This window comes from Pantoea endophytica (assembly GCF_002858935.1).
Taxonomy (GTDB): domain Bacteria; phylum Pseudomonadota; class Gammaproteobacteria; order Enterobacterales; family Enterobacteriaceae; genus Pantoea; species Pantoea leporis.
The window spans coordinates 90,185-109,399 of sequence record NZ_PJRT01000025.1 but is presented as its reverse complement, the minus strand read 5'-3'; the positions used below and the strand labels follow the sequence as shown (position 1 = coordinate 109,399).

Genomic DNA, 19,215 nt, shown 5'->3' with positions numbered 1-19,215 from the left:
CAAAAAATTGCGGCTATGCTTACTCTGTCATCAAGGTAAAGAAGGGAAAAGGCGCTGGATTTTTGTCAAGCAATTGGCGTGCGACTTTCCAAAATGAGGTTAAATAATTGCGGAAAAGGTAATTATATTCTTAATAATATGATGATGTTGTGACATCTAATTAACAACCACTTTAACACTACATATCCGGAAATTTATTGTCTTAATCTAGATCAATAATTGGCGACTTATAGGAAACTTTACCGCTAGCAAAAGGCCGACTAACCGGTATAAATTGCGCTGCATCAATTCAGTCTTCGTCATAATTTATCAGGAGTTTGTGCCAGGCGTTGTTATATCAATTCTGCCGCCTCCTCGTGTTACTCCTGCTTTAAATTGACTGAAAAGATCGGTTTTTAAGGGAATTTTATCACTGTTACTCGCTCTCTTCGGGCAACAGCTTTCTCTGTTCTATCAGTAACAAAACTGGAATCAATAATCAGTCGTTCCTGAATCTTGTTCTGCGCGTCAATGTCTGTTGTTTGCCGTTGTCATCCGCAGGGGAAGTTCATGCGAGGAGCAAGGAGTCATCATGTTAGATATTGTCGAGCTGTCGCGTTTACAGTTTGCCCTGACGGCGATGTACCATTTCCTGTTCGTGCCATTAACGCTGGGTATGGCGTTTTTATTGGCGATCATGGAAACGGTATATGTCCTGACGGGGAAACAAATTTATAAAGATATGACCAAGTTCTGGGGCAAGTTGTTTGGTATTAACTTTGCACTCGGCGTGGCTACCGGCCTGACCATGGAATTCCAGTTCGGTACCAACTGGTCATATTATTCACACTATGTCGGCGATATCTTCGGTGCGCCGCTCGCCATCGAAGGTTTAATGGCGTTCTTCCTCGAATCCACCTTTGTTGGCCTGTTCTTCTTCGGCTGGGATCGCCTCGGTAAGGTGCAACACCTTGCGGTGACCTGGCTGGTGGCGCTCGGTTCGAACATGTCCGCGCTGTGGATTCTGGTGGCGAACGGCTGGATGCAAAACCCCATTGCATCGGAATTCAATTTCGAAACCATGCGTATGGAGATGTTGAGTTTCTCCGAGCTGGTGCTGAACCCGGTTGCGCAGGTGAAGTTTGTCCATACCGTGGCCGCCGGTTACACCACGGGCGCGATGTTCATCCTTGGTATCAGCGCATGGTATCTGCTGAAAGGGCGCGACATTGCTTTCGCTAAACGCTCTTTCGCCATCGCAGCCAGTTTCGGTATGGCGGCGATTCTGTCAGTGATCGTACTGGGTGACGAATCCGGTTATGAAATCGGTGACGTGCAGAAAACCAAACTGGCGGCAATTGAAGCGGAATGGGAAACCCAACCGGCTCCGGCTGCGTTTACGCTGTTTGGTATTCCGGATCAGGAGACGCAGGAGAACAAATATGCGATTCAGATTCCGTATCTGCTCGGCCTGATCGCCACGCGTTCAGTGGATACGCCGGTCACCGGTTTGAAAGAGCTGCTGGCACAACATGAAGTACGTATTCGTAATGGCATGAAAGCCTACGCGCTGCTGAACGAACTGCGTGGTGGCAGTAAAGATCCTGAGGTGCGCAGCCAGTTTGAAGCCAGCAAACAGGATCTCGGTTATGGCCTGCTGCTGAAGCGCTATACGCCGGATGTGGCTAACGCCAGCGAAGAGCAGATTCAGAAAGCGACACAGGATTCGATCCCACGCGTTGCGCCACTGTACTTCGCCTTCCGCATCATGGTGCTGGGCGGTGTGCTGATGCTGGGCATTATTGCGCTCTCCTTCTGGAGCGTGATTCGTAACCGCATCGGTAAGTCTCGCTGGTTACTGAAAGCCGCGTTGTACGGCATTCCGTTACCGTGGATTGCGATTGAAGCGGGTTGGTTCGTTGCTGAGTATGGTCGCCAGCCGTGGGCAATTGGTGAGGTGCTGCCAACCGCGGTCGCTAACTCCTCATTGACCGTTGGCGATCTGCTGTTCTCAATGACATTGATTTGCGGTCTCTACACCTTGTTCCTTGTGGCGGAAATGTACCTGATGTTCAAGTTCGCGCGCCTCGGTCCGAGCAGCCTGAAAACCGGCCGCTATCATCATGAAACGCTGAAGACATCATCTCAGCCGGCGCGTGGATAAGGAGAGCGACCATGTTTGATTACGAAGTATTGCGCTTTGTCTGGTGGCTGCTGATTGGCGTGTTGCTGATCGGTTTCGCAGTCACCGATGGGTTTGATATGGGCGTTGGTATGCTGACGCGCATTCTGGGTCGTACTGATACCGAACGTCGCATCATGATCAATACCATTGCGCCGCACTGGGACGGAAACCAGGTTTGGCTGATCACTGCCGGTGGCGCGCTGTTTGCCGCCTGGCCAATGGTATATGCCGCCGCGTTCTCCGGCTTCTACGTGGCGATGATTCTGGTGCTGGCTTCACTGTTCTTCCGTCCGGTCGGATTTGATTACCGTTCAAAGATTGAAGATATGCGCTGGCGCGGCATGTGGGATTGGGGCATTTTCATCGGCAGCTTTGTTCCGCCGCTGGTGATTGGTGTGGCGTTCGGCAACCTGCTGCAAGGGGTGCCGTTCCATGCTGACGAATATCTGCGTCTCTTCTATACCGGCAATTTCTTCCAGTTGCTGAACCCGTTTGGCTTGCTGGCGGGTGTGGTGAGTGTGGCGATGATCCTGACGCAAGGCGCAACCTATCTGCAGATGCGTACTGCCGGTGAGTTACACGTCCGCAGCCGCAGCACCGCGCAAATCTCGGCGCTGGTAATGATGGTGTGCTTCATTCTCGCGGGTGTGTGGGTGAAATACGGCATCGACGGTTATGTGCTGAAAAGCGTTATCGATCATCACGCGGCATCCAACCCGTTGGGTAAAGATGTGGTGCGTGAAGCCGGTGCGTGGATGGTGAACTTCGATCAGATGCCAGTACTGTGGCTGTTCCCGCTGTTGGGCGTGGTGTTGCCGCTGCTGACCATTCTCTGCTCGCGTATCGAGAAGGGCGCTCTGGCGTTTATCTCGTCTTCATTGACTTTGGCTTGCGTGATTATGACGGCCGGGATTGCGATGTTCCCCTTCATCATGCCATCCAGCACCGTGCCGGGCATCAGCCTGACCATGTGGGATGCCACGTCTAGCCTGCTGACGCTGAAAGTGATGACCATTGCCGCTATCATCTTTGTACCGATTATCCTGGCGTACACCGCCTGGTGTTATTACAAGATGTTTGGCCGTATCACCAAAGAACACATTGAGAGCAATACGCACTCCCTGTACTGATTAAGGAGATTGAGCATGTGGTATTTTGCCTGGATTCTTGGCACCTTGCTGGCCTGTGCGTTCGGTGTGATTACGGCGCTGGCGCTGGAGCACGTTGAAGAGAGCAGCGCGAAGGACGAGCAAGTCTGATGCGCACACTGATTCAGACGCTTTATCGTCTGATGGACAAGGGCCCGCTTCGGGCCCTTTCGCTAATCCTCGCGTTGTGGCTGGCGGGCTGTGTCATTTGGCAGCCTTCACGCTTTGCCGCGCGCACCAGTGATTTAGCGATATGGCACGGAATGCTGCTGATATGGGCCGTTTGTACCGGCGTGATACACGGCACCGGATTTCGCCCTCAGCGCCTACGCTGGCAAGCGCTCTTCTCGCCGTTGCCCGCGATGATAGTTTTAGTGGCAGGAATTTTCTGGTTCTACTATTAAGTCCAGGCTCAGGACTTAAAAACGCCGCAATTTCAGACGCTGACGTGAGGTTTTGTCAGCGTCCGGTCAAGAAACATCCTATAAATCCTTCCAGTTGTTAACCTGTGATAATTATTTTCTCGCGGCGTCAGCGGACCATTCCCAAGCCGATCTCTCTTGCGTATAGTAGCAACGTTTAAAATGAGACCGGGATGTAGAGTGAGTACAACGCTGTTTCGCTGGCCGGTTCGTGTCTATTACGAAGACACCGATGCCGGTGGTGTGGTTTACCACGCCAGTTATCTTGCTTTCTATGAACGAGCACGTACCGAAATGTTGCGCCAGCACCATTTCAATCAGCAGGTCCTGTTGGAAGAGCAGGTGGCTTTTGTGGTACGACGCATGACGATCGATTTTGTTGCGGCTGCACGTCTGGACGATCTTTTGGAAATTCAAACAGAAGTGACCTCAATGACGCGTGCAACGATGACGTTCTCGCAGCGTATCGTGAATGCAGAAGGCAAAGTGCTAAATGAAGCAGAAGTCCTGATTGCCTGCATCAACCCACATCTAATGAAGCCAATTGCGCTTCCCAAGTCTATTGTCGCGGAGTTCAAGCAGTGACTGACATGAATGTTCTTGATTTGTTCCTGAAGGCGAGCCTTCTGGTCAAACTTATCATGTTGATTTTGATCGGCTTTTCTATTGCCTCATGGGCGATCATTATTCAGCGTACGCGCATTTTGAATGCGGCGGGGCGCGAAGCCGAAGCGTTTGAAGATAAGTTCTGGTCGGGTATTGAGCTGTCACGCCTGTATCAGGAAAGCCAGGGACGCCGCGATGAACTGAGCGGATCTGAGCAAATTTTCTATTCGGGTTTCAAAGAGTTTGCGCGTTTGCATCGTGCTAATAACCATGCGCCAGAAGCGGTCGTTGAGGGCGCGAGCCGTGCGATGCGTATCTCCTTCAATCGTGAACTGGAAACGCTGGAAACTCACATTCCTTTCCTTGGCACCGTTGGCTCCATCAGTCCGTATATCGGTCTGTTTGGTACGGTGTGGGGGATCATGCACGCCTTTATCGCCCTCGGTGCGGTAAAACAGGCCACGCTGCAGATGGTTGCACCGGGTATTGCCGAAGCGTTGATCGCTACCGCAATCGGTCTGTTTGCGGCCATTCCTGCCGTTATGGCGTACAACCGTCTGAACCAGCGCGTTAACAAGCTGGAACAGGGCTACGACAACTTTATGGAAGAGTTCACGGCTATCCTGCATCGTCAGGCTTTCTCCACCGACAACACGAAGTAAGTCGAGGTTTACGATGGCCAGAACCCGTGGTCGCGGTAAACGCGACCTTAAGTCGGAAATCAACATTGTTCCACTGCTGGACGTGCTGTTGGTGTTGCTGCTCATCTTTATGGCAACCGCGCCGATTATTACCCAGAGCGTGGAAGTGGATCTGCCGGATGCGACAGATTCAAAAACCGTCTCAACTGATGATAATCCACCGGTGATTGTTGAAGTGTCTGGTGTTGGCCAGTACAGCCTGGTGGTGGATCACGATCGTATGACTCAATTACCGCCGGAGCAGGTGGTGAGCGAAGCGCAGCGCCGGATTGAAGCCAATCCGAAAACGGTCTTCCTGATCGGCGGTGCGAAAGACGTCCCTTACGACGAAATCATCAAGGCGCTGAACCTGTTACATCAGGCAGGCGTGAAATCTGTCGGTTTGATGACGCAGCCGATTTAAAGCGAACCGTTTTTTGGGAACCGAGTGTGTCGAAGGCAACCGAGCAGAACGACAAGTTAAAGCGCGCGATAATCGTTTCGGTGATTCTGCACATCGTGCTGATCGCCCTACTGATTTGGAGCTCGTTTAACGAAAAAATCGAATCCAGCGGCGGTGGCGGTGGCAGTGATATTGACGCAGTGATGGTCGATTCCGGCGCCGTGGTTGAGCAGTATAACCGCCAGCAGAATCAGCAACGAGACAGTCAGCGCGCCGAGCAGCAGCGTCAGAAGCAGTCGCAGCAGCATGCCGAAGAGTTACAGCAGAAACAAGCTGCTGAGCAGCAGCGCCTGAAAGAGATGGAAAAAGAGCGCTTGCAGGCCCAGCAGGAAGCCAAAGAGCAGGCGAAGCAGCAGGCTGAGCAGCAGAAAGCCGCTGAAGCCGCCGCTAAGCAGGCCCAGGAACAGCAGAAAACTGCCGAAGCCGCCGCAGCGAAAGCCAAGGCTGATGCCAAAGCGGAAGCTGATGCCAAAGCGGAAGCTGATGCGCAGGCAAAAGCAGCGGCTGACGCCAAAGCCAAAGCGGTAGAAGAAGCCAAGCAAGCCGCAGCTGACGCGAAGAAGAAAGCAGAAGAGCAGGCGAAAGCCGCTGCCGCTGAAGCAGCGAAAGAGAAAGCGGCGCAGCAGGCAAAAGCGGCCGCAGAATCGAAAGCCAAAGCGGACGCTGAAGCCAAAGCGCAGGCTGCTGCCGATGCCAAGGCGAAAGCGGCTCAGGAAGCCAAAGAGGCTAAAGAGCAAGCGGCTGCTGAGGCGAAGGAAAAAGCCGCAGCAGAAGCCAAAGAGAAGGCTGCCGCCGAGGCGAAAGCCAAGGCCGATGCGGCTGCTAAGGCCAAAGCGGATGCAAAAGCGAAAGCGGCTGCGGATGCCAAAAAAGCCGCCGCTGAAGCTGCGAAGAACGAAAATGCGGTTGATGACCTGTTAGGTGGTTTGTCTTCTGGTAAGAATGCACCGAAAAGCGGCACCGCATCGGGTGGCGCTGCAGGGCAGGGCAATCAGAAGAAAGCGGGCGCGTCAGGCGCAGATATCAATAATTATCTGGGGCAAGTGGTCGGGGCGATTCAGAGCCGTTTCTACGATGCAGATTTGTACAAAGGTAAAGAGTGTAACCTGCGTATTAAACTGGCACCGGATGGTTTGCTGATTGACGTTAAATCGGAAGGTGGCGACCCCGCTTTGTGTCAGGCGGCAATTGCTGCCGCGAAGCAGGCGCGGATTCCGAAGCCGCCTTCGCAGGCGGTGTATGAAGTGTTTAAAAACGCACCGATGCGTTTCAAACCAGAATAATGCAGTAACGTACGGCAGGTTGAACTAAGGTTAGCTTGCCATACTCTATGAGTACTCGTGTTTTTCAGGAACTGTGCGAATTATCATGAACCTCTGGTTCAGGTAAGGGAGAAAAAATGAAGCAGGCACTTCGTGTAACCTTAGGTTTTTTTGTACTGCTGTGGGCAGCAATGCTTCATGCAGAAGTCCGTATTGAAATTACGCAGGGCGTTAACACCGCACGTCCTATTGGTGTGGTTCCGTTCCAATGGGCTGGCCCAGGCGCGGCACCAGAAGACATCGGCGGGATCGTTTCTGCTGACTTACGTAACAGCGGTAAATTTAATCCGCTCGATCGTTCTCGTCTGCCACAACAGCCAGCCAGCGCACAGGAAGTTCAACCTGCCGCATGGAGCGCATTGGGTATTGATGCGGTCGTAGTTGGTCAGGTAACGCCTAACGCTGACGGCAGCTATCAAGTTGCCTATCAGTTGGTGGACACCGGCGGCGCGCCAGGCACCGTGCTGGCGCAGAACTCTTATAAAGTGACTAAGCAGTGGCTGCGTTACGCAGCGCACACCGCCAGTGACGAAGTGTTCGAAAAGCTGACCGGCATCAAAGGCGCATTCCGTACCCGCATTGCCTATGTGGTGCAGACCAATGGCGGTCAGTTCCCGTATGAGTTGCGCGTGTCGGATTACGATGGCTACAACCAGTTTGTGGTTCACCGTTCACCGCAGCCATTGATGTCTCCGGCCTGGTCGCCAGATGGCAGCAAAGTGGCTTACGTGACCTTCGAAAGCGGCAAATCTGCGCTGGTGGTTCAGACGTTGTCTAACGGTGCAATCCGTCAGGTGGCTTCTTATCCGCGTCACAACGGTGCGCCAGCCTTCTCACCAGACGGTTCTAAACTCGCCTTCGCGCTGTCGAAAACCGGTAGCCTGAACCTGTATGTGATGGATCTGGCTTCTGGTCAGACGCGTCAGGTGACTGATGGTCGCTACAACAGCACTGAACCAACGTGGTTCCCGGACAGCCAGACACTGGCTTACACCTCGGATCAGGCCGGTGCGCCCCAGATTTATAAAGTTGGTATCAACGGCGGTGCGCCACAACGTATTACCTGGGAAGGTGCGCAAAACCAGGATGCGGATGTGTCAACCGACGGTAAAACTATGGTGATGATCAGCAGCGCCGGTGGCGCTCAGCACGTCGCCAAACAGGATCTGGTAACGGGAGCCGTTCAAACAATAACGGACACGTTCCTGGATGAAACGCCGAGTCTGGCGCCAAACGGCACAATGGTAATCTATAGCTCTACTCAGGGGATGGGTTCCGTGTTGCAATTGGTTTCAACCGACGGGCGTTTCAAAGCGCGTCTTCCGGCAACTGATGGGCAGGTCAAATTCCCTGCCTGGTCGCCGTATCTGTGATGCATAGGTCCCCTGCACGGCGGGGGATTAAAATGTATGGCAAACAAAATAATAGGATAAAGAAATGCAACTGAACAAAGTGCTGAAGGGTTTGATGCTGGCTCTGCCGGTTATCGCAGTAGCTGCATGTAGCTCACACAAAAACAACAACAACGATCAGACTGGCATGGGCGCTAACGACGGTGCTTATGGTGCTGGTCAGAACGGCGGTAACATGTCTTCTGATGAACAAGCGCGCCTGCAGATGCAGCAGCTGCAGCAGAACAACATCGTTTACTTCGGTCTGGACAAGTATGACGTGGCTTCTGACTACGCTCAGATGCTGGATCAGCACGCTGCATTCCTGCGTGGCAACCCGTCTTACAAAGTGACCATCGAAGGTCATGCGGATGAGCGCGGTACCCCAGAATACAACATCGCCCTGGGCGAACGTCGTGCAAGCGCCGTTAAGATGTATCTGCAAGGCAAAGGCGTTTCTGCTGACCAGATGTCTATCGTTTCTTACGGTAAAGAAAAACCAGCTGTACTGGGTCATGACGAAGCGGCTTACGCTAAAAACCGTCGTGCCGTACTGGTTTACTAAGAAAATATCATGATGAGTAACTTCAGACTTCATCTGTTGAGTCTGTCGTTACTGGTTGGTTTAGCGGCTCCTTTGGGGGCCGCTAATGCCCAGGCGTCAATCAGTAGCGTTGGCTCAGGCTCGGTCGAAGACCGCGTCACCACTCTTGAACGTATCTCTAATGCCCAGGCTCAGCTTTTGCAGCAATTGCAGCAGCAGATGAGCGACAACCAAAGCGATATCGATTCGCTGCGCGGGCAAATCCAGCAAAACAGCTATCAGCTTAATCAGGTGATTGAGCGCCAGAAGCAGCTCTATCAGCAAATCGACAGCCTTAGCTCCGGCAGTAACGGTGCGCAGGCGAGCGGTGGTGCTGATGCCGCTGCAGCGGGCGCTGCGGCTTCTGCGGATAGCGGTAGCAGCGCCAGTTCGGCCGCGCCAGCGCAAACCGGCGATGCCAACACGGACTACAATGCTGCGGTTGCGCTGATTCTGGAGAAGAAGCAGTACGATCAGGCGATCACTGCCCTGCAGGCTTGGGTGAAGAAATATCCTGATTCTACCTATCAGCCGAATGCCAATTACTGGCTTGGTCAGCTGTATTACAACAAGGGTAAAAAAGACGATTCGGCTTATTATTTTGCCACTGTGGTAAAAAATTACGCGAAATCGCCAAAAGCCCCGGAAGCGCTGTTTAAGGTTGGTGTGATCATGCAAGAGAAGAACGACACGGCGAAAGCCAAGGCTGTCTTCCAGCAAGTGATCAAACAATTCCCAAATAGTGATTCTGCTAAGCAGGCGCAAAAACGTCTTGCTGGGTTGTAATTTGTGCCTAAAAGACCGGATTTCGTGTGATTTCTGGTCTTACAGCATGAAAGGTAAGCAATTGAGACATTTAGTGGAAAATAAGGGTTGCGCCCTCCCGCTAAATCAGTAATATATGCCGCCGTTGCCGGGACATATCTTAACAAGTATCGGCAGCACTGAAGATGGGTCGTTAGCTCAGTTGGTAGAGCAGTTGACTTTTAATCAATTGGTCGCAGGTTCGAATCCTGCACGACCCACCATCTCAACCCGTTGTAAGTGAGATGATTTCTTCAGTAAGCTTCACAACCTTGATGGGTCGTTAGCTCAGTTGGTAGAGCAGTTGACTTTTAATCAATTGGTCGCAGGTTCGAATCCTGCACGACCCACCATCAAGTAAAGGTTGTAAGCCCCACAGCGGGTCGTTAGCTCAGTTGGTAGAGCAGTTGACTTTTAATCAATTGGTCGCAGGTTCGAATCCTGCACGACCCACCAGTTATGTAGAAAGGCGCCCTAAAGGCGCCTTTTTGCTTTTTTACGTTTTAATAAAATTTTTGCAGTGTTGCTTTGGGATGGGGGCCGGGCTCTAAAAGGCGGGACGGATCGCGAAGACACATCACATCCCTGTGGATCGGCCTCGCAAGTACTTGCCTCATCCATGAGGCTCGCCCGCAAGCGGGCAACGCTTCGCGTTGTGCAAAAACGCTCCCGGCATTTTTGTCCATGGCTCGGGCGCTTCGTTCCTTCCGCTCCCGCCTTTTCTGGCCCATACGCTAAATTATCTCTTTTAAAAAAGTGCACATATTTGCATGAAGGCGGGGATAAGGGGCGGTGGAGTAAAGCTTCCGGCGCATGGATGCGCCGGCAGAGCCTACAGGGATGTATCCACGGCGACTTTACGTAACCGCCCCTTATTTCCGCCTGAAACGCACTATTTGGATTTCTTAACCGGCGTCAGACTCTTCCAGATATGCAGCACCGCATAGCTGCGCCACGGCCGCCAAACCTGCGATAACTGCTCCGCTACTTTGGCATTCACGCCGCCGAGATTATTACGAATCGCAATATCCTCTTTGGGAAACGCATCAGGCCAGCGCAGTGCGCGCATCGCGATATAACTTGCCGTCCACGGCCCAATGCCTTTTAGCGCCAGTAACTGCTGCTGAACCACATCTGGATTCACCGCACCGTTAAAGCGTAATGCGCCGGAAGCACAGGCCTGCGCCAACGCCTGAATGGCATGTGAACGCGCACTGACGATTCCCAGGCTGGCAATATCATCAATGCTCGCCGCCGCCAGCGACTCCGCATTTGGCGGCAAACGCGAAAGTTCTGACCACGGCGTCACCAGCGGCTCACCAAAGCGCTGTGCCATTCGGCTGCTTAGCGTGGTTGCGGCTTTGACGGTAACCTGCTGGCCGAGTATCGCGCGCACACCCAACTCAAAGCCGTCAAACGCACCAGGAACGCGCAAACCCGGAAAGCGCGATAAGCTCTCGGCTAAAAGCGGATCGTGGCTTAGATGCTCAGCTATGCGCTGTGGCTGCGCATCCAAATCAAACAGATCGCGTAGCCGACGCAGCAAAGCGGGCAGCACTGGCGTTAGCGACGTTGTGAATTGCACCTTCAGCGACTGTTTCCCCGCAACATGGCTCACACGCACCCAGCCGCGACAGTTGCCCAGCGCCACGGTGCGGTGATACATGCCCTCGTTCACCCATTCCACTTCCTTCATCACGCGCTGTTGCAGGAAATCGAGCATCGCATCCCAATCGTAAGGCGGCCGATAACTCAGGCGCAGTTCGGCGCTCTCCTGCGTGGTTTTCACGGCGTCGGGTTGATTCTGCTTGCGCAGGCGGGAGGGCGTCATGCGATAGCGCGCCTGGAACACATCGTTAAAGCGCCTCAAACTGCGGAAGCCGCTGGCGTAAGCAATTTCCGTGACCGGCAAAAAGGTTTCTGTCAGAAGTTGCTTGGCTAGCAGCATACGACGTGTCTGACGCAGCTCTAAAGGCGATACGCCGAGCTCCTGCTGCACCACGCGACGCAATTGACGTTCACTGAGGTCAAACTCGCCAGCGATGTCTGCCAGCGTCTCCTGCTCTTCCAGCAAGCCCTCTTCGATGCGGCGAATTAAACGATCGGCAATGCGGTGATGGCTATCCACCGGCGCAGAGCCGGGCGCCAGTTCCGGACGGCAGCGTAAACACGGACGGAAGTGCGCTTTCTCGGCGGCCTCTGCGCTGCTAAAAAACAGGCAGTTCTTCTGCATCGGCGCTTTCACTGGACAAATGGGGCGGCAATAAATGCCGGTGGATGTCACGCCAACAAAAAACAGCCCGTCGAAGCGGCTATCGCGCGACGTCAGCGCCTGGTACGCAATTTCAGCATCAAACATCATCGTCTCCGGCAAATAAACGGCATAGTCGCGCAAGCTGAACAGGAAAACTCGCTGCTTTCGGACAGCTAACCAGTTTATGCTGATGACCGAAAACAGCCAGTTTCCTGCGACGGAAATGCGATAATCGCCAGCAGAGAATATGCCGGAGGTGCACCATGTATCATGCCAAAATCATCGCGACGCCCGTTGGTGAGCTCACGCTTGTTGCCACCGATAAAGGATTGTCGGCGATTCTGTGGGAAAACGAAGGGGCGCAGCGCGTGCCGCTGAAACCGATCAGCCGTAACGATCAGCATCCGATTCTGTGTGAGGCCGAACGCCAGCTGCGCGAATATTTCGCCGGTGAGCGTCAGCAGTTTGATATGCCGTACGACACCGTCGGCACCGAGTTCCAGAAAAAAGTGTGGCAGGCGCTGCTCACCATCCCGTTTGGAGAAACGCGCAGCTACCTGCAAATCGCCGAGCAGATCGGCAATCCGAAAGCGGTGCGCGCCGTGGGCGCAGCGAACGGTAAAAACCCGCTGTCGATTATGGCGCCGTGCCATCGCGTGATTGGCAGCAACGGCAAACTCACCGGTTTTGCAGGCGGACTCACCGTTAAAGCCTTCCTGCTGGAGCTGGAAAGTCCGCAGAAAACGTTGAGCAGCGCATTGTTGCTGTAGAGCGCGCAAAAAAGAGACGACACTCTCGCGCAATTCCGCTATCGTGTTTAGCATATAAAACACGATAGCGGTTTTGATGCCGCATCATTGCCGTAACAGGCAATTTTGTTAAATTGAGAAAACGAGAGCCGTGTCATGAGCCTGATGTTCGATCCTGAAAGCGCGATCTATCCTTTCCCGCCGAAACCGGCACGTCTCAGCGACGATGAAAAAGCCCACTACAAAAACAAAATCAAACGCTTGCTGAAAGAACGCGATGCGGTGATGGTGGCGCATTACTACACCGATCCCGAAATTCAGGCGCTGGCGGAAGAGACCGGCGGCTGCGTATCGGACTCACTGGAAATGGCGCGTTTCGGCAGTACTCATCCCGCTAAAACCTTGCTGGTGGCGGGCGTGCGTTTTATGGGTGAAACCGCAAAAATCCTTAGCCCGGAAAAAACCGTGCTGATGCCCACCTTGCAGGCGGAATGCTCGCTCGATCTCGGTTGCCCAATTGAAGAGTTTAACCGCTTCTGCGATCAGCATCCCGATCGCACGGTGGTGGTGTATGCCAACACCTCGGCGGCGGTTAAAGCGCGTGCGGATTGGGTCGTCACCTCGAGCATCGCGGTTGAGCTGATTGAGCATCTTGACAGCCTCGGCGAGAAAATCATCTGGGCACCGGATCGCCATCTCGGCCGCTACGTCACGCAAAAATCCGGCGCGGATGTGCTGTGCTGGCAGGGTGCCTGTATTGTGCATGACGAATTCAAAACACAGGCTTTGCAACGCATGAAGGCGCTCTATCCGCATGCGGCGGTGCTGGTGCATCCTGAATCACCGCAGGCGATTGTCGATCTGGCTGATGCGGTGGGATCCACCAGTCAGCTGATTCAGGCGGCGCAAAGTTTGCCGCATCCGCAGATGATCGTCGCCACCGATCGCGGCATCTTCTACAAAATGCAGCAGGCGGTGCCGAACAAAGAGTTGCTGGAAGCGCCCACCGCAGGCGAGGGCGCCACCTGCCGCAGCTGTGCGCACTGTCCTTGGATGGCGATGAACGGCCTGAAAGCGATTGCTGAAGGACTGGAGCGTGGCGGCAGCGCGCATGAGATCCATGTGGATAGCGCGTTGCGTGAGGCCGCGTTGCTACCGCTCAACCGCATGCTATCCTTTGCTGCAGATCTTAAACTTAAAATCAAAGGGAATGCATGACGGGCTCCCGTTACACAGGCACCTAATATGGACTTCTTTAGCACGCAAAATATTCTGGTTCACATTCCGATCGGCGTTGGCGGTTACGATCTCTCATGGATCGAAGCCGTTGGTACCCTTGCGGGCCTGCTGTGCATCTGGCTCGCCAGCCTTGAGAAAATCATCAACTACTTTTTCGGGCTGATAAACGTCACGCTGTTCGCGGTGATTTTCTTCCAGATTCAGCTCTACGCCAGCTTGTTGCTGCAACTGTTCTTCTTCGTCGCCAACGTTTACGGCTGGTACGCGTGGAGTAGGCAAACCTCTAACTACGAAACGGAGCTGAGAATTCGCTGGCTGCCGCTGCCGAAAGCATTGGGCTGGGGCGCGGCGTGCGTGGTGGCGATTGCGCTGATGACGGTGTACATCGATCCGGTCTTTGCCTTCCTGACCAAAACAGCGGTCGGCATCATGCAAAGTCTGGGGCTTAACGTGGCGATGCCGCAACTGCAGCCGGATGCGTTCCCATTCTGGGATTCGTGCTTGATGGTGCTGTCGATTGTGGCGATGATTTTGATGACGCGTAAGTACGTTGAGAACTGGCTGCTTTGGGTGGTGATCAACGTTATCAGCGTGATGATCTTTGCGCGTCAGGGCGTATATGCTATGTCACTGGAGTACGCGATTCTGACGCTGATTGCGCTTAACGGTTCGCGCCTGTGGATGCAAAGCGCACGCGAACATGGCTCGCGCGCGCTGTCCCATCAGTGATGATGAGCGTGACCTTCCAGCGCAGCATGATCGTGGTGATCGTGCTGCGCGGCGCTATTATCTAAACACAACTCGCAGTCCGGCCCGCTGCACGGCTGATATTCCATCTGCACCGTGGCGTGGGCAATCTGATAGTGCTCATGCAAATAGTGGTGAATGCGCTTAAGCAGGCCGTCATGATCGTATGGCGGAATCACCTGCACATGCAGCGTCAGCACCGGTTTTTCACCCACTTGCCACAAATGAACGTGATGCACGTTACGTACTTCATCGATATTGCGCGTCAGCTCGCGTGACAGTTTATCCGCGTTGATATGGCCCGGCGCACCTTCCAGCAACTCATGCAGGCTCTCGCGCAGCAGCGACCAGGCGCTACGTACCACCAGCAATGACACCAGCAGCGACAAAATTGGGTCGATTGGCGTCCAGCCGGTCAGCATGATGATCACCGCCGCGACAATCGCACCGACCGAACCCAGCAAATCGCCCAGCACATGCAATGCCGCCGCACGTACGTTGAGATTCTTCTCTTCGCTGCCGCGATGCAGCAGCCAGAACGACAGCAGATTGGCCAGCAGACCGGCAATGGCGATGCCGAGCATCAATCCGCCGGCAATCGGCTGGGGTTCATAGAAGCGACGCAGCGCTTCCCAGACAATCAGCACCGTAATCACCAATAGCGCAATGGCGTTGACGAACGCCGCTAAGGTGGTGAGACGCAGCAAGCCGAAGGTATGGCGCGCGTTAGGCTTGCGCTGAGCAAACTGCACCGCGAGTAACGCCATCAGCAGCGCGGCGGCATCGGTCAACATATGTCCGGCATCGGCCAGCAGCGCCAGCGAGCCAGAAACCAGCCCGCCGATCACTTCGGCCACCATAAACAGCGCCGTTACGCCAAACGCCGCGGCCAGTCGTTTGCGGTTGCCGTTAGCGGTCCCGTGAGAATGCGTGTGTGCCATAATTATCCAGTTGTTTAAGTAACCTGTTTGTTAATGATATCAGTAAATTGAGATCATCAAGCGGCAACTGCTGCTGTTTAACCTGCTCAATCAACTGCTGACAGCGCTCGGCTACCTCATCAATGCCTAGCATCAACCAGCTGCCCTTCATGCGGTGTGCAGCCTGTTCCAGGGCCGTACAATTTTGTGTATCGCGCGCGTTCAACAGCAAATCCCGATCCTGTTGCAGCGTGCGCTGCAAGGTTTGACAGATGCGCGGAATAAATGCCTGATTATCCTGCGCCAGAATCAGTAAGCTGTTTGGCAAGACATCCAATGGATCTTTTACTGCGCGCGCCAGCAGCGGTGCCAGATGATCGAGCTCAATGGGTTTGAGCAGCAGAGCTTCGTCATCCAGCAAGGCGATTTTCAGCAACTGAACATCTGCAGAGCAGAGCACGCGCAGCGAGGTGCTGCCGCGCTGGCGCTGACGACGGCGCAGAATACGCAGCAGCGTTAAACCATCCGGGCGCGGCATCATCTGGTCGATAAACAGAATATCGAAGGCGCGCTGAGCATCGGCGCGCAGCAGCGCTCGGCCCTCTTCAAATACCTGCGCCTCAACGCCAAACATCGCCAGCTGCTGCTGCATCACCAAAAGATTGGTCGGGTGATCGTCCACAATGGCCACGCGCAGCTGCGGGTAAACAGGCCAGCTGGCTGTGCGCTCGGTTAACGGCTCTTGGCTCACGACTAATGGCAACTGCACGCTGACCGTGGTGCCGCTGCCCGGTGCTGAAGTGAGCGTTAGCGTACCGCCCATTCGTTGCACAATCTCGCGACAGATAAACAAACCTAAGCCGCTGCCTTGCACCGCATGGCTTTTGCCAGACGGCGCCTGATACCACGGCTCAAACAGTTGTGCCTGCTCGTTAAGCGGGATGCCGCTGCCGGTGTCGGCGACCGTAAGCTGGATAAGCTCACTCACCGCCAGCGACAGGCGCACTTCGCCTTCGCGGGTAAATTTCAGGGCGTTGGCCACCAGATTATTCACCACCTGCTGCAGGCGATCGCCATCCAGCAACACGCTGGCAGGCAGCGGCGTCAGCGCTTCGGCGATCAGGTTCGGCCCGGCATCGCGCATTAACGGATGATAAAACTGCTGCTGTTGCTGCAGCCAGAGCGTCAGATTGAGCGGGCGCGGTGCCAGACGGAAGCTCTGGCTCTCAATACGCGCGTGATCCTGCAAGTCGTTCAATAGCGCCATCAGCGACCGCGCGCTGCTGTGCATCAGCGCCAGCCGTTCACTCGGATGCTGCTGCTGTTCCAGCTCCAGCAAACCGAGAATCGCCTGCATCGGCGTGCGCAGTTCGTGGCTGGCAGTGGCAAGAAACTGGCTTTTGGCGGCATTGGCGCGTTCGGCCTGCTCACGCTGCAATCGGTCACGGCGCTGCTGCCAGTAACGACGCGCCAGCAAGCCCAACAGCAACAGAATAATTACGCCTGCCGCAAGCAAAATCATCAGCGGAATATTGCGCATCGCCATCGTCGTGCCGGGCTGCGGCGGCTGTGACCAGCTGACGCGCATCTGGTTGAGCGTATCAGGCGGGATTTGCTGCAATGCATGGTCGAGCAGGGCGCGCAGCTCAGGCTGTTCAGCACTGACCTGCGGTGCCAGCGGCCAGGCGATATCGCTGGCAGCAAACGCCAGATGCACACGATTATCTTCGTGACTCGCCATACGCCAGCGGGCAGAGAGCACGTTATCTACCAGCACATCGATCTGACCGTTATTCAGCGCTTGCCACAGCTGCGTCCGATCGTCGAACGGCTGCGGCGTAATACCTGACGGCAGCAAACGTATGGCGAGATCGTCGCGTAATACGCCCACGCGCTGGCCTTGTAGCGATTGCCAGTTCATTGGCTGATGCGTGTCAAGCGTGTAAATGCCCCAAATGGCGCGCCATACCGGCAAAGTATTGCTGCCGGGATCGTCGCCATACAGCGGCTGCAACAGGTTGAGCATCACCTGCTGTTGCTGCAGTAGCGTGGCGGCCTGCTGCGGATTGTTGACCCAGCGCGGGGTAAAACGCAGGCCGGTACTTTGGCTCAGTGCGTTCAGCATGTCGATGCCGAAGCCGCGCGCGTTGCCGCTGCTGTCGCGATAACTCCAGGGCGCGTTATCCGCCTCAACCGCATACGGAATCTCAGTATGTTGCGCCAGCCACTGCTTTTCGCTGGCCGACAGCATCAGAGTTTGTGTGTCCTGATAACGCAGCAGCGGCGGGCTCCAGCGCTGCTGGACCCGACTGCTGAACTCGGCGGGCAGCAGGCGCAGCTGGCTGTTAAGCCAGTGGATCAGCGCGGCATTGCGCGTCATTGCGCGTAGCGTTAATTCGCCCGCGCCAGGATCGGCAGTGATTTGGTAAATTTGTCCTTGCTGCAGCTGGCCCAGCAAGAAACCGGCGCTGGCTTCATCGGCGACCAGATAATCGCTTTGCTGATTGAGCAGCGCATACAGCGCCTGCAGATCGCCCGGCAAGGTGTGCCAGCGATGCTGCTGCACAAATTCAGTGGGCAACTGCGCCAGCGTCGCTTCGGCAATGGTGAGCTGCGCGGTTTCGCTATTGAACATCACCGCGCGCTGATTATCCCGGTTGCGATAGATGCGAATCGGGCTGCTGTACCAGCTGTCGCTGAGCAGCACATCGGATGGGAGCTGGGCATGTTGATTACTTAACACCAAATCCACCTCGTCGCGCTGCAAGGCTGCCAGTTGCTGCGCGCGATCGGCATAGCTTTGCAGCGTGAAATGCGTACCGGTCAACTGGCTTAGGGCGCTGAGATAGTCGGCGTCGATGCCCCAGAGGTGATCGCCAATACGCATCGCCCAGGGTGCGCTGTTTTGTGCCGGCACCGCGACGCGCAACGTTGCGCCAGGCCACGGCTCGGCGTGTGGGGCCGGCATCATCGCGGGTAACATCACGCTGCTGGCGGGTTGCAGATCGGCTTTCGCCATCACACTCAGCAGCAGCGTACACAGCAGCAAACAGATCCTCACTGCTGCGCTTTCCACAGCTCAGCCAGCTCAACCACCGACTGTACGCCGGTTTTCTCCAGGATGTTCTTCTTGTGGGTGCTAACGGTTTTATTGCTGATATGCAGCTGTTCGCCAATCTGCAGATTCGAGAGGCCGCGCACCAGCAGCGCTACAATCTGCTGCTCTTTCTCGGTTAACGGCAGTTCGATACGTTCCGGCAGCGGCGGAAAAGCCTGCTGGCCGCCGAGCACCGCCAGAATCGCGCTCAACAGTTGCGCCATGCTTTGGCTTTTCACCACGTAACCGGCAGCGCCAAGCGACACGGCGCTGAGCAGCGTGTGGCGGCTCTGCTGCGCGGAATAGATCAACACCGGGCAGTGCTGATTACGCACGCGCAACCGGCGCAGCAGTTCGAGTCCGTCGCAATCGGGTAAACCGATATCCAGCACAATTAAATCGATGGGATGTTGTTGAAGCAGTTGGCGCGCCTGCGCTTCGTCGCCAGCGGCGTGAATATTCAACATGATAGGAGCATTAACGCAAGCCGCTTCCAGTGCGACGGCAACTAACGGGTGATCATCAATAAGCAGCAATGAAGCCATGAAACAGTTCCTGTGAATTTCATTGCTTCAGCATAGCGGAAAAGGGCGGGGGGCAAAATAAAAGGGAGAGCCGAAGCTCTC

18 protein-coding genes and 3 tRNA genes are annotated in these 19,215 nt (G+C 54.9%); 17 read left to right on the top strand and 4 right to left on the bottom strand.

Annotated features, from left to right (window positions below):
* Positions 1-571 precede the first annotated feature (571 nt).
* The 14 genes from cydA to PZBJ_RS15430 all read left to right on the top strand — a co-directional run bounded on the left by cydA (position 572) and on the right by PZBJ_RS15430 (position 10,039).
* Entirely contained in the window at positions 572-2,143 is a 1,572-nt protein-coding gene (cydA, locus tag PZBJ_RS15495; protein ID WP_101763213.1) for a cytochrome ubiquinol oxidase subunit I, read from the top strand.
* Between the two features lie 11 nt (positions 2,144-2,154).
* Entirely contained in the window at positions 2,155-3,294 is a 1,140-nt protein-coding gene (cydB, locus tag PZBJ_RS15490) for a cytochrome d ubiquinol oxidase subunit II (protein ID WP_101763212.1), read from the top strand.
* Between the two features lie 15 nt (positions 3,295-3,309).
* Positions 3,310-3,423 carry a cytochrome bd-I oxidase subunit CydX gene (gene cydX, locus PZBJ_RS15485; RefSeq protein WP_007890642.1) on the top strand — a complete coding sequence of 38 codons (114 nt, stop codon included), beginning with the start codon at positions 3,310-3,312 and terminating at the stop codon, positions 3,421-3,423.
* On the top strand, positions 3,423-3,716 hold the full coding sequence (ybgE, locus tag PZBJ_RS15480) for a cyd operon protein YbgE (RefSeq protein WP_101763211.1): 294 nt from the start codon (positions 3,423-3,425) through the stop codon (positions 3,714-3,716). Before cydX ends, ybgE begins: the two co-directional genes overlap by 1 nt.
* A gap of 198 nt (positions 3,717-3,914) precedes the next feature.
* Positions 3,915-4,319, top strand: a complete 405-nt coding sequence (gene ybgC, locus PZBJ_RS15475; RefSeq protein ID WP_008107385.1) for a tol-pal system-associated acyl-CoA thioesterase — start codon at positions 3,915-3,917, stop codon at positions 4,317-4,319.
* Entirely contained in the window at positions 4,316-5,002 is a 687-nt protein-coding gene (tolQ, locus tag PZBJ_RS15470) for a Tol-Pal system protein TolQ (RefSeq protein ID WP_101763210.1), read from the top strand. The genes ybgC and tolQ overlap by 4 nt, the downstream gene beginning before the upstream one ends.
* 13 nt (positions 5,003-5,015) lie before the next feature.
* Entirely contained in the window at positions 5,016-5,444 is a 429-nt protein-coding gene (gene tolR / locus PZBJ_RS15465; protein WP_008107389.1) for a colicin uptake protein TolR, read from the top strand.
* 26 nt (positions 5,445-5,470) lie between these two features.
* Entirely contained in the window at positions 5,471-6,766 is a 1,296-nt protein-coding gene (gene tolA / locus PZBJ_RS15460; protein ID WP_101763209.1) for a cell envelope integrity protein TolA, read from the top strand.
* 116 nt (positions 6,767-6,882) lie between these two features.
* Positions 6,883-8,178: a Tol-Pal system beta propeller repeat protein TolB gene (gene tolB / locus PZBJ_RS15455; RefSeq protein ID WP_101763208.1), complete on the top strand. Its 1,296-nt coding sequence runs from the start codon at positions 6,883-6,885 to the stop codon at positions 8,176-8,178.
* A 64-nt stretch (positions 8,179-8,242) separates the two neighbouring features.
* Positions 8,243-8,761 (top strand): peptidoglycan-associated lipoprotein Pal, encoded by a 519-nt coding sequence (gene pal / locus PZBJ_RS15450; protein WP_101763207.1) that lies wholly within the window; start codon positions 8,243-8,245, stop codon positions 8,759-8,761.
* A gap of 9 nt (positions 8,762-8,770) precedes the next feature.
* The gene (gene cpoB, locus PZBJ_RS15445) at positions 8,771-9,565 is read left to right on the top strand and encodes a cell division protein CpoB (RefSeq protein ID WP_101763206.1); all 795 of its coding nucleotides are present in this window, start codon (positions 8,771-8,773) and stop codon (positions 9,563-9,565) included.
* 166 nt (positions 9,566-9,731) lie between these two features.
* Positions 9,732-9,807 (top strand) — tRNA-Lys (locus PZBJ_RS15440).
* Between the two features lie 53 nt (positions 9,808-9,860).
* A tRNA-Lys gene (locus PZBJ_RS15435) sits at positions 9,861-9,936 on the top strand.
* A 27-nt stretch (positions 9,937-9,963) separates the two neighbouring features.
* Positions 9,964-10,039 (top strand) — tRNA-Lys (locus PZBJ_RS15430).
* A 436-nt stretch (positions 10,040-10,475) separates the two neighbouring features.
* On the opposite strand, the gene PZBJ_RS15425 is transcribed toward PZBJ_RS15430, so the two are convergent.
* Positions 10,476-11,942 (bottom strand): AlkA N-terminal domain-containing protein, encoded by a 1,467-nt coding sequence (locus tag PZBJ_RS15425; protein WP_101763205.1) that lies wholly within the window; start codon positions 11,940-11,942, stop codon positions 10,476-10,478.
* A gap of 158 nt (positions 11,943-12,100) precedes the next feature.
* Here PZBJ_RS15425 and PZBJ_RS15420 point away from each other — a divergent pair, with 158 nt between their 5' ends.
* The 3 genes from PZBJ_RS15420 (at position 12,101) to pnuC (ending at position 14,554) form a co-directional block, all read left to right on the top strand.
* Positions 12,101-12,607 (top strand): methylated-DNA--[protein]-cysteine S-methyltransferase, encoded by a 507-nt coding sequence (locus PZBJ_RS15420; protein WP_101763204.1) that lies wholly within the window; start codon positions 12,101-12,103, stop codon positions 12,605-12,607.
* Positions 12,608-12,742: 135 nt separating this feature from the next.
* The gene (gene nadA, locus PZBJ_RS15415) at positions 12,743-13,804 is read left to right on the top strand and encodes a quinolinate synthase NadA (protein WP_101763203.1); all 1,062 of its coding nucleotides are present in this window, start codon (positions 12,743-12,745) and stop codon (positions 13,802-13,804) included.
* Between the two features lie 27 nt (positions 13,805-13,831).
* Positions 13,832-14,554 (top strand): nicotinamide riboside transporter PnuC, encoded by a 723-nt coding sequence (pnuC, locus tag PZBJ_RS15410; RefSeq protein ID WP_101763202.1) that lies wholly within the window; start codon positions 13,832-13,834, stop codon positions 14,552-14,554.
* On the opposite strand, the gene zitB is transcribed toward pnuC, so the two are convergent.
* From zitB to PZBJ_RS15395, 3 genes are read right to left on the bottom strand one after another with little or no spacing between them, the layout of a single operon-like run.
* Positions 14,548-15,513, bottom strand: coding sequence for a CDF family zinc transporter ZitB (gene zitB, locus PZBJ_RS15405; protein WP_101763201.1), 966 nt, complete (start codon positions 15,511-15,513; stop codon positions 14,548-14,550). The genes pnuC and zitB overlap by 7 nt on opposite strands.
* On the bottom strand, positions 15,482-18,568 hold the full coding sequence (locus tag PZBJ_RS15400; protein ID WP_167391197.1) for an ATP-binding protein: 3,087 nt from the start codon (positions 18,566-18,568) through the stop codon (positions 15,482-15,484). The genes zitB and PZBJ_RS15400 overlap by 32 nt, the downstream gene beginning before the upstream one ends.
* Positions 18,550-19,134: a response regulator transcription factor gene (locus PZBJ_RS15395; RefSeq protein WP_101763200.1), complete on the bottom strand. Its 585-nt coding sequence runs from the start codon at positions 19,132-19,134 to the stop codon at positions 18,550-18,552. Before PZBJ_RS15395 ends, PZBJ_RS15400 begins: the two co-directional genes overlap by 19 nt.
* Positions 19,135-19,215 lie beyond the last annotated feature (81 nt).

What these genes read in the sequence shown, in the direction of transcription:
- cydA (WP_101763213.1), top strand. Translation starts at nt 572, where the DNA reads ATGTTAGATATTGTCGAGCTGTCGCGTTTACAGTTTGCCCTGACGGCG.
- cydB (WP_101763212.1), top strand. Translation starts at nt 2,155, where the DNA reads ATGTTTGATTACGAAGTATTGCGCTTTGTCTGGTGGCTGCTGATTGGC.
- cydX (WP_007890642.1), top strand. Translation starts at nt 3,310, where the DNA reads ATGTGGTATTTTGCCTGGATTCTTGGCACCTTGCTGGCCTGTGCGTTC.
- ybgE (WP_101763211.1), top strand. Translation starts at nt 3,423, where the DNA reads ATGCGCACACTGATTCAGACGCTTTATCGTCTGATGGACAAGGGCCCG.
- tolR (WP_008107389.1), top strand. Translation starts at nt 5,016, where the DNA reads ATGGCCAGAACCCGTGGTCGCGGTAAACGCGACCTTAAGTCGGAAATC.
- tolB (WP_101763208.1), top strand. Translation starts at nt 6,883, where the DNA reads ATGAAGCAGGCACTTCGTGTAACCTTAGGTTTTTTTGTACTGCTGTGG.
- pal (WP_101763207.1), top strand. Translation starts at nt 8,243, where the DNA reads ATGCAACTGAACAAAGTGCTGAAGGGTTTGATGCTGGCTCTGCCGGTT.
- cpoB (WP_101763206.1), top strand. Translation starts at nt 8,771, where the DNA reads ATGATGAGTAACTTCAGACTTCATCTGTTGAGTCTGTCGTTACTGGTT.
- PZBJ_RS15425 (WP_101763205.1), bottom strand. Translation starts at nt 11,942, where the DNA reads ATGTTTGATGCTGAAATTGCGTACCAGGCGCTGACGTCGCGCGATAGC.
- PZBJ_RS15420 (WP_101763204.1), top strand. Translation starts at nt 12,101, where the DNA reads ATGTATCATGCCAAAATCATCGCGACGCCCGTTGGTGAGCTCACGCTT.
- nadA (WP_101763203.1), top strand. Translation starts at nt 12,743, where the DNA reads ATGAGCCTGATGTTCGATCCTGAAAGCGCGATCTATCCTTTCCCGCCG.
- pnuC (WP_101763202.1), top strand. Translation starts at nt 13,832, where the DNA reads ATGGACTTCTTTAGCACGCAAAATATTCTGGTTCACATTCCGATCGGC.
- zitB (WP_101763201.1), bottom strand. Translation starts at nt 15,513, where the DNA reads ATGGCACACACGCATTCTCACGGGACCGCTAACGGCAACCGCAAACGA.
- PZBJ_RS15395 (WP_101763200.1), bottom strand. Translation starts at nt 19,134, where the DNA reads ATGGCTTCATTGCTGCTTATTGATGATCACCCGTTAGTTGCCGTCGCA.